We start from the raw sequence: 7,664 nt of genomic DNA on the forward strand, positions 1-7,664 counted from the left end.
GCTCATGGGCGGCCGCCCGTGCCCCAGCCCGGCCGGCCGCCCATGAGCCAGCGCGCCACCGACATCAGCACCCTCATGCTCACTGGGGGAGCAGCCAGTTTCATGGTCGGCGGAGGAGCCTCCCTCGTCATGATCGCCTCCGGATACGCCGACCCTGCGGTCTGCGCCATCGCCTTTGGGGCGCCCACCGTCCTCGTCCTCGCCATCGCCCGCCTCGTCGGCAAGGCCAAGGCCGTAGCTGAAGCAGCACCCGTACCCGTCCACCACCACTACAACGGCAACGTCACCGTCGACCAGCGCAGCCTCACCACCCAGACTCGCGGTGTCATCGCCCACACCCGCAACCAGCTGCCCCGCTGACCAGCACGGAACGCGACAGCCAGACACTGTCGATCCCTCATCAGGTGATCGCCGACCACCGGGGAGGCGGGCGGCTCCTTCTCCTCCTCACTACAAGAAGGTGCCAGCCCCTCCCGAACTCGCCCCGCGCGCAGCGACCAAAGCGACCGAGCCGGGGGACTGGTGAGACCTGCTGTCTGCCCCCGTCGGCACCGTGATCTGCCGCGCCTTCCACGCCGGGCGCTGAAGCACCCCTTCAAAGTCCCAGGACACTCCCGACTTGTGCAGGAGGACCGTCATGCTCATCACCGCTGCCCACTTTCCGGCCTCACCACTGGCACTCCGCACCACCGACCCCGTCAAGCAGGCCCGCATCAGGGCCTTCGCAGCCGAACAGGCCGCGATCGCCAACACCGTCCGGGACAGGCTCACGGCCGCACTCGCCACCGCGCAGAGCCACGCCAGCCGCCTGGCCGTCATGCGCGCCGCACACCAGCAGGTCACCGAGTGGCGGTACCAGGCCGCACTCCGCGCCAGCAGCCGACTGGGTACCGGAATCGCGTACAGCGCTGAACGCTTCCGGACCCCGATCACTGCCGCCACCCTCAACTACGACCGGATCGGCCGCGTGGGTCGACTTCGTGACGGCGCGACATGGGACGAGGAGACCCGCACTTACCAGGGCGGCGCCGCCACCCCCGCCTACGACGCGATGGTCGCCTACGGCCAGGCCGCCACTGACCGGTTCACCACTGAGAACATCACTGGGGACGTTCTCCAGAACTGGGTCGATCTCCCGGCGGGGCGCCGGGTGGCAGGCAACCGCATCCTCCGAGGCGAAGCCGCCCGCCGGATCGGGGCCGAACTCGCCGACCGCGTTGCCGCCCGCGGCCTTGACGCTTCCCGCATGGAGACCGGCGGCAACCCCGTGTACACCGCCACCCCCACGCTCACCGACAGCGACCAGCTGTTCACCGCCGCGATGGAGACGCTTGCCGCCCCCTCCCTCACCCTCGAGACCTTCGCGACCGCCCGGTACCTGCTCTTCCAGGCCCCGCGCTGCAAGAAGGGCAGCGACGCGGTCACCCGCACCTTCACCGTCGCCGTCGGGGCTGCGCTACTCGGCACCGACGCGCCCGACCTGCCTGCGGACATCGACCTGCGCTGCTACGTCCTCGGGCAGGAGACCGCTTCCCGCATCGCCATCAGCGCATGGGGATAGCAGCCCGGACAAACCCGGGCTCATGCGTCACGCTGGTACTGCACGGCCCGGACTGCCGAGTCTCACGGTGTCCCCGCGCCCGGACAACGCACAACGGGCCGTGCCGCACACCACCGCACCCGAGCCCACCGTGTGGCACCCCCCGCCGCGCAGCGGCTCAACCCGGCCCCACCGGCACCCCCCCGCTGGTGGGGCCGACGCATGCCACGACACGCCCTTCGTGAGAACGACGAGGAAATGTGCCGCGAATCACTGCCGGTCGTGGGCCTCGATGAGTCCCGGTGAGTCTCGGAAGATCTCATGACGCTCAGCGCCAGAGCGACCAGCAAAAATTGTGACGGATCGTCCGGAAAGTCGCCTGCATGCTGCCAAGCCCCCGTGCCGAACGGCAGGGTTGTCGGACCTGCATACGTAGACTGCTCACACGCGAAAGAGCCCCGCTTCCTCAACACGGTTCCTAGGCCATAAGTCGAGGGGGGCTCCTGCGCGGTGTCCCATTCATCGGCATGACGGAAGGACTCCGAGTGGAGAGTAACGCGAAACAGCCCCCTAAGCACAGCGCTCGCGTTGACAGGCAGCGCCAGACATTCGCCCCCCACCTGCGGAAATGGCTGGTCAGGCATGGGCGCGGCGTCCACACGAGCTTCATGTGCGGCGTGGCGCACCGGTTCGGCGACTTCGCTGCCGGCCTGGTCCTTGCCTGGCTGATCGCCCGGCGCTGACCCGAACGGGGTGGGCTGGCGCCGCAGCGTCGACCCACCCCGCTTCGCCTGGCAACCACAGACCGAGCCCCTCGCTACGAAGCCTCCGGATGCTCCCGGAACCAGGCCACCATCTGCTGCAACGGCTGCGACACCGCGAACGAGTTCCCCTTCGCCCCCAGGTTGTCCATCCCGTAGTGCTCGGCCCGCTTCTCCGCCAGGTCCACGAACCCGATCGGCTCCCCGAACTTCACCGGGTCCTCGGCCTTCATCGCCGCCCGCACATCCATCGCCGCGACCAGCTTCGCCGCGGTCAGATCCTGGCACTCATCCGCCGTCTCGCACCCGGGAGCCGCGGCCGTCGAGTACGCGTCCAACGCCTCCTGAACACCCATCACCGACGGCTTCGCCGACCCAGTTGACTCCCCGCTGGCCTCACCGCTAAAACCGCACCCCGCGGCCCCGAACACCAGCACCACGACAACCGCTATCCCCAAACCGCGTATACGCCTCATGCGGCGCAGGATGCCACCCATACCGGGCGGAGGGAAGGAAAACCCCCGCATCAGGGATCATCAAGGTAGGCGCGGGGCCTGACAACGACACAGCGGGAGCCCCGACCGCCATGCCAGCCTCCAAAGCAAAGCAAGCCGAGACCGCAGGACGCCGCGCCGACCTCATCCGACTTCGCCGCAGCGGTGTCCGCTTCGACGACCCACTCATCCTCGCCCTCGGATACAGCAGCTCCGGCGCAGCACGGAAAGACCTCATCCGGGCCCTCGAACAGAACCGCGACGAGGAAGCCGCCGAGATCTCCGTGTACCGGCAGCAGGAGAACGAACGTCTCGACTCCCTCCTCGAAGCCGTCTGGGGCAAGGCCACCACCCCCAGCCCCGTCTTCGACCGCGAAGGCATGGAGGTAGCACGGGAGGTCGACCTGAAGGCCGTCGACACCGTCCTCAAGCTCATGGACCGCCGCGCCAAGCTCAACGGCCTCGACATGCCCGTCAAGGCCGAGGTCACCGGAGCCGAAGGAGGGCCGCTCGCCGTGTCGACCGCCGACCCGGACAAGCTGGCCGCCCTCATCGCCGCAACCAGCCGGCTCGACAGCGACGCTCCCACGAATACGGCCACGTCTACCCCGGCCGACGAGGAAGAGGTCGCCGACGAGTGACCACAGCCCTCGAACGGCAGGTCGCCGTCTACCGCACTCTGCCCCCCGAGCAGCGTGCCACCATCACCCGGCTCGCCGACAAGGAAACCCGGGCTGCCCTGGCATGGGCCGAACAGCAGATGGCCATCGAACGATCCCCGGGAGCCATGGCATCAGCGCTCACTGGGGGCCGCGAGTGGCAGGCCCGCCACCTGGATCTCATCGACCAGGCGTTCGTCCGCATCGCCAACGGCGAACGCATGCGCGTCCTGCTGAACATGCCTCCTCGCCATGGGAAGTCCGCTCGGGCGGCCCGGTGGGCACCCCTGTGGTACCTGGCCAGACACCCCGACCACCGCATCATGATCGCCTCATACGCGGCCAAGCTCGCCGAAGGCCACGGCAGGTGGATCCGTGACAACATCCGCGCCCACGGCGACACGATCGGCATCAGCCTCCGCTACGGCTCCCAGGCCGCGAACCGATTCGATCTCGAAGGCACCGAAGGCGGACTCGTCACCGCCGGCGTCGGAGGATCACTGACCGGGATGGGCGCGAACGTCGCCATCGTCGACGACCCCCTGAAGGACGCCAAGGACGCCGACAGCCCCGTCAAGCTCGCCACCCTCTGGGACTGGTGGCAGCAAGTCATCAACACCCGCATGGAACCCAACGGCTCCATCATCGTCATCCAGACCCGCTGGTCAGAGAACGACCTGGCCGGCCGCATCCTCCAAGGCGGCGCCAAGGACTGGACCGTCCTCAACCTCCCCGCCGTCGCCATGACCGAAGGAGACCCCCTCGGCCGGCAGATCGGCGAACCCCTCTGGCCCGAACGCTTCCACCGAAAGCACCTCGACCGCTTCAAGAAGGACGTCGGCGAACGCGGCTGGTGGGCCCTCTACCAGCAGGAACCGCGCCCGCTGGAAGGCGGCGTCTGGAAGTGGCCGTGGATCACCGACAACCGCATCACCCCACAAGCCTTCCGCGGCGTCGACCTCACCCGCACCCTCGTCGCCATCGACACCGCCGGCGGCCGCGACGACAGCGACGAAGTCGGCCTCATCGGCGGCGGCCGCGACGCCTGCGGCGAGATGTACCTCCTCGCTGACCAGTCCAGGAGAATGGGTGCCGCCAAGTGGGGGAGGGCCGCCTGCCTCCTCGCCACCGAGCTCCAGGCTGACGCGTTCGTCGTCGAGTCCAACTTCGGCGGGGACATGGCCGCCCAGATCCTCCGGCAAGCCTGGACGGAACTCGAACGCGAGGGCGCCACCCACGGCATGCTCATGCCGCGCATCATCGAAGTCACCGCCAAGGTCGGCAAACGACTACGCGCCGAGCCCATCGCCCAGCTGTATGAGAACGGGCATGTCCACCACGTTGGTGAGTTCCCCGGACTTGAGGTCCAGTACGTGTCATGGATCCCAGGCATGGACTCCCCGGACCGCATGGACGCCGCCGTTCACCTGCTTACCGAGCTTGCCGACCCGGCCGCCGCGTCCGTGGGTAGCTCCCCGTATGCCGACCAGCGCTTGTCTGGTAGGCGATGACCATCAGCACTGCTGTCCGGCAATGCCGGATCCGTATTTGATCAAGCGTGATTCCCGGATTCGTAATGCCACCCGGGTGGACTTTTCGATATCACGATCCCAATGCTGCGGTTGCGCGACTACATTGGGCGCTGGCTCACCGACCGCACTACGCAGTGCGCTGAGGTGGACCAAGGGAAGCGGGGCCGGTCCCGAAGGACGCGACCCCGCCAATGTGGTGCGAAAGCCGGGCTAGCTGTTGAGCCAGAACGTCAGATTGAGAGCCACCTCAATCAGCGCGACGTAGAAGGCCCAACGGTCCCAGTCCGGCTGTTCGCCGTTACCGATCATGATTCCTCTGTTCTTCGGGTGCCCGAAGGGTGACTCCCTTCCGGCCTAGGCCCGGAAGGGGGATCGAGGAACGGCAACGTCACAGACTCTAGGCGGCCAGCTCTGCCAAGCGGCCATGAAACAAGAAAAGTTCAGCCACATCGCCGAACAAATGACTGCCTCAAAAGGTTTCAGAATCAAGCGCGCGTGGTACGGCAGTGCCCGCCCGGAACATCAGGGGCAGCATTCGTTCCGGCCGCCCGTACGCTGATCACATGGCGCGGGGCCTGATACGGAGGCGTGCCCCGTGGGCCTCAAGAGCCTGGTCATCGACGCCTGGTCGTGGCTGAACTACAAGCCCGTCTACTCCGACCCGTCGCTCGGCATGCCCAACCGGCGAGCGTTCCCCGAGGCCCACGCCTCCTGGGTGCCGGCCGCCGACGAGCGCCGCCTGGCCGCGTACAAGCTCCTCGCCGCCTACGACAACAACCAGGCCGGCGAACTTGCTGAACTCCGCGACGGGCCATCCGCCCGTGAGCGCCGAGAGTTCGGCGACCCCAGCATGTTCATCGACACCCTCGTCGCGCACGTCATGGGCCGCGAGCAGCACATCACCGTCCCCGGTGCCGAGCAGACCGACACCGAGAACGAAACCGCGGCCGCCGCAGCCGAACGCGTCCAGGACATGCTGCGCGACTGGGCGGACGACGAACTCCTCCCGATGCGGATGCTTCAGTGCGAACGCAAGGCCGTCGGCCTCGGCGACGGCGTGTACCTCCTGTACTGGGACCCGGCGAAGCAGCGGCCCCGCCTCAAAACGTACGACCCCGGCTTCTACTTCCCCGTCCTGCCCGAGGACGGAGACGGCGCCGACTACCCGGACCGGGTCCACATCGCGTGGGAGCTCCCTGAGGACCCCAAGCGCGGCCTCAAGCCGCGGCTGCGCCGGATCACGTACGAGCTGGACTGGATCCGCCCCGCCACCGCCTCCGGCGTCGACCGTGCCGGCCGGGCCGTCCGAGCCCCCGTCATGTCCGACCCCACCGACGACACCCCCGCCGCCCCGGTTCTCGGCCGCGGCGACCAAGTCGACGACAGCGGGGCGATCAGTCGCATGTACCCGTGGAACGACGAGCCCGCCTACCGCACCTGCTACCTCACCGACGCCACCTGGGAACTCGGCGACCTCAAAGGCAACGTCGACGTCGACGACCTCCCCATGGACAAGGCCAGCTTCGCGACCAACGGGGCCGGGGAGGTCCTCGACCGCCTCGACCTGTACATCGACTTCATCCCGGTCATCCACGTCCCGAACACCGTCCCGCCCGCCGAGGAACACTGGGGGCAGTCCTCCCTCGCGAAGGCCTTGCAGGCCTTCGACGAGCTCGCCTCCACCGACACCGACAGCGCCCGCGCCTCCGCCACCACCGGCCTCCCGATGATCGGCATCTCCGGCATCACCAGCCACCGCCACGACCAGCACGTCGGCCCCGGCACCCTCTTCACCCTCGGCGAGAACGGGCGCCTGACCGCCGTCGACACCTCACCCGCCCTCCGGGAACTCCGCGCTCACGGACACGACCTCGCCGACCGGGCCGCGAACGTCGTCCGCCTCCCCGCCGTATCCCTCGGCACCATGGACCCCTCCAAGGTCCCCTCCGGGTACGCCCTCGAGCTGTCCCTCGGCCCCCTCGACTCCCTCATCTCCGGGATGCGCCTGGCCCGCGACCACAAGGACCGGCTGCTGCTCCGCTTCGTGCAGCGCCTGTTCCTCGCCGGCCAGCACCCCGACTGGGCCGGTGTCACCCCGCTCCCGGCCCGACTGGTCCGCGGCCCGTACACCCCCACGGACAAGGCCGCCGTCCTCGAGCAGGTCGCCACCGCATACAAGGCCGAGGTCATCAGCCTCGAGACCGCGATCCGGATGCTCACCGAAGCCGGGTGGCCCATTGATGACGCAGAGAAGGAGATCGAGCAGATCCAGGCCCGCAGTTTCGAGCAGGCCCGGATGCTGGCCGACGCCCTCGGCAACCCCGACGAAGTCGCCGCATTCCTCGGCCGACAAGCGCCGGACGAACAGGTCGCGCCCACCGTCCAGCTACCCGGTCTGCCTGCAGCCGCGACGGTCGACGACCCTGTCGCACAGGGGCAACAGGGGAGCAGGGGCAGCGAATGAGCCTGGCCGTGCTTTCCTTGATCTCAGGCGCGGGGCCTGGAATGTCCTTGGGAGGACCTGCCCTCATGCGTCGCCCCACGCAGCACCACCGCACCTCCGCCACCAGCACGGCATGGGCGCACCCGTACGCCGGCATCGGCAGTCTCGCCGTGTTCTACAACGACGGCGGCGACCCGCCCAGCGGCGCCCCCGCCCCGGCTGACCCGCCGAAGCC

6 protein-coding genes are annotated in these 7,664 nt (G+C 68.6%); 5 read left to right on the forward strand and 1 reads right to left on the reverse strand.

Going from position 1 to position 7,664, the window contains the following annotated elements; genetic code table 11:
- A partial coding sequence (locus EAO76_RS41480; RefSeq protein ID WP_222872262.1) for a hypothetical protein occupies positions 1-360 on the forward strand: 360 nt, incomplete at its 5' end.
- Between the two features lie 277 nt (positions 361-637).
- Positions 638-1,561, forward strand: a complete 924-nt coding sequence (locus EAO76_RS41485; RefSeq protein ID WP_148841409.1) for a hypothetical protein — start codon at positions 638-640, stop codon at positions 1,559-1,561.
- 796 nt (positions 1,562-2,357) lie between these two features.
- On the opposite strand, the gene EAO76_RS41490 is transcribed toward EAO76_RS41485, so the two are convergent.
- Positions 2,358-2,657 (reverse strand): hypothetical protein, encoded by a 300-nt coding sequence (locus EAO76_RS41490; protein ID WP_148841410.1) that lies wholly within the window; start codon positions 2,655-2,657, stop codon positions 2,358-2,360.
- A gap of 230 nt (positions 2,658-2,887) precedes the next feature.
- Here EAO76_RS41490 and EAO76_RS41495 point away from each other — a divergent pair, with 230 nt between their 5' ends.
- From EAO76_RS41495 to EAO76_RS41505, 3 genes are all read left to right on the forward strand, one after another.
- Positions 2,888-3,436: a hypothetical protein gene (locus EAO76_RS41495; RefSeq protein ID WP_148841411.1), complete on the forward strand. Its 549-nt coding sequence runs from the start codon at positions 2,888-2,890 to the stop codon at positions 3,434-3,436.
- Positions 3,433-4,965, forward strand: coding sequence for a terminase large subunit domain-containing protein (locus tag EAO76_RS41500; protein WP_148841412.1), 1,533 nt, complete (start codon positions 3,433-3,435; stop codon positions 4,963-4,965). The genes EAO76_RS41495 and EAO76_RS41500 overlap by 4 nt, the downstream gene beginning before the upstream one ends.
- Positions 4,966-5,581: 616 nt before the next feature.
- Positions 5,582-7,450, forward strand: a complete 1,869-nt coding sequence (locus EAO76_RS41505; protein WP_148841413.1) for a hypothetical protein — start codon at positions 5,582-5,584, stop codon at positions 7,448-7,450.
- Positions 7,451-7,664: the final 214 nt, after the last annotated feature.

This window comes from Streptomyces sp. sk2.1 (assembly GCF_008120935.1).
Taxonomy (GTDB): domain Bacteria; phylum Actinomycetota; class Actinomycetes; order Streptomycetales; family Streptomycetaceae; genus Streptomyces.

Coding starts and splice junctions, on each gene's coding strand:
- EAO76_RS41485 (WP_148841409.1), top strand. CDS start 638: ATGCTCATCACCGCTGCCCACTTTCCGGCCTCACCACTGGCACTCCGC.
- EAO76_RS41490 (WP_148841410.1), bottom strand. CDS start 2,657: ATGGGTGTTCAGGAGGCGTTGGACGCGTACTCGACGGCCGCGGCTCCC.
- EAO76_RS41495 (WP_148841411.1), top strand. CDS start 2,888: ATGCCAGCCTCCAAAGCAAAGCAAGCCGAGACCGCAGGACGCCGCGCC.